At 67.5% G+C, this 1,079-nt stretch carries 2 protein-coding genes; both read right to left on the bottom strand.

The window, feature by feature from the left end; genetic code table 11:
* Positions 1 to 592, bottom strand: a 592-nt coding sequence (locus tag EOA27_RS37695; RefSeq protein WP_145970876.1) for an ABC transporter ATP-binding protein, incomplete at its 3' end; no start/stop codon positions are given.
* A partial coding sequence (locus EOA27_RS37690; protein ID WP_127258872.1) for an ABC transporter permease subunit occupies positions 589 to 1,079 on the bottom strand: 491 nt, incomplete at its 5' end. The genes EOA27_RS37690 and EOA27_RS37695, both read right to left, overlap by 4 nt.

Here is a 1,079-nt window from a genome sequence, read left to right as displayed (position 1 = left end):
CGGCTTGGTCGTGCGTGACCAGGATGGTGGTGATGCCCGCCTCTTCCAGAAGCTCTGCCACCGCTTTGCGCATCGAAGCGCGAAGCCCGGTGTCGAGCGCCGAGAAGGGTTCGTCGAGCAGCATCAGCCGCGGCTTCATCGCCATGGCGCGGGCAAGCGCGACGCGCTGCTGCTGGCCGCCGGAAAGCTCATGCGGCCGGCGTTTCAGGACCGCCTTGTCCAGCCCGACGATATAGGCAAGCTCGACGATATGCTCGGCCCGCTTGTCGGCATTCCGCGCGATGCCGAAACCGATATTGTCGGCGATGCTGAGATGCGGGAACAGGGCACCGTCCTGGGCCACCACGCCGATCCCACGGCGATGCGCCGGCACGGCCGCGTCGCCATTGGCGAGCACCTTGCCGTCAAGCGCGATGCGGCCGCGGTCCGGCGCCTCGAAGCCGGCGATCAGCCTGAGCAAGGTGGTCTTGCCGCAGCCGGACGGCCCGACGATCGCGGTGCGGCTGCCGCTTTCGACCTGAAGGTCGACACCGGCCAGCGCCGTCACCGGACCATAGTTCTTGGCGACATCGCTCAGTTCGAGAAAGCTCATCGTCCGGCCATCCGCTTCGACTGGACGTAGAGCCACCAGGTCATCGGCAGCGACATCGCCACCATGATCAACGCGTAAGGAGCGGCGGAGGCGTAGTCGATCTCGCTGCTGTAGGACCAGAAGGCCATCGCCAGGGTGCGGGTGCCGTTGGGCGCCAGCATCTGGGTGGCGGTGAGCTCGTTGGTGATGCCGAGCGCCACCATCGCCATGCCGGCCGCGGCGCCGGGCGCCGACAGGCGGATGGTTGTCGCCCACAGTGCCTTGACTGGCGGCCGGCCGAGGCTGGAAGCGGCACGCTCCAACTCCACCGGAGCCTGCGCGATCGAAGCGCGCAGGCTTATCAGCGCGCGCGGCAGGAACATCAGCGCATAGCCGAACAGGATGGTGAACAGCGTCTGGTAGAGCGGCAGCGCGACGCGTACGGTGATCGTCACCAGCGCCAGCGCAATGACCACGCCCGGCAACGCGCCGACGATGTAGTTGCAGC

This window comes from Mesorhizobium sp. M2A.F.Ca.ET.037.01.1.1 (assembly GCF_003998075.1).
Taxonomy (GTDB): Bacteria; Pseudomonadota; Alphaproteobacteria; order Rhizobiales; family Rhizobiaceae; genus Mesorhizobium.
The sequence above is the reverse complement of the archived record's forward strand: the minus strand, read 5'-3'. Positions and strand labels throughout refer to the sequence as shown.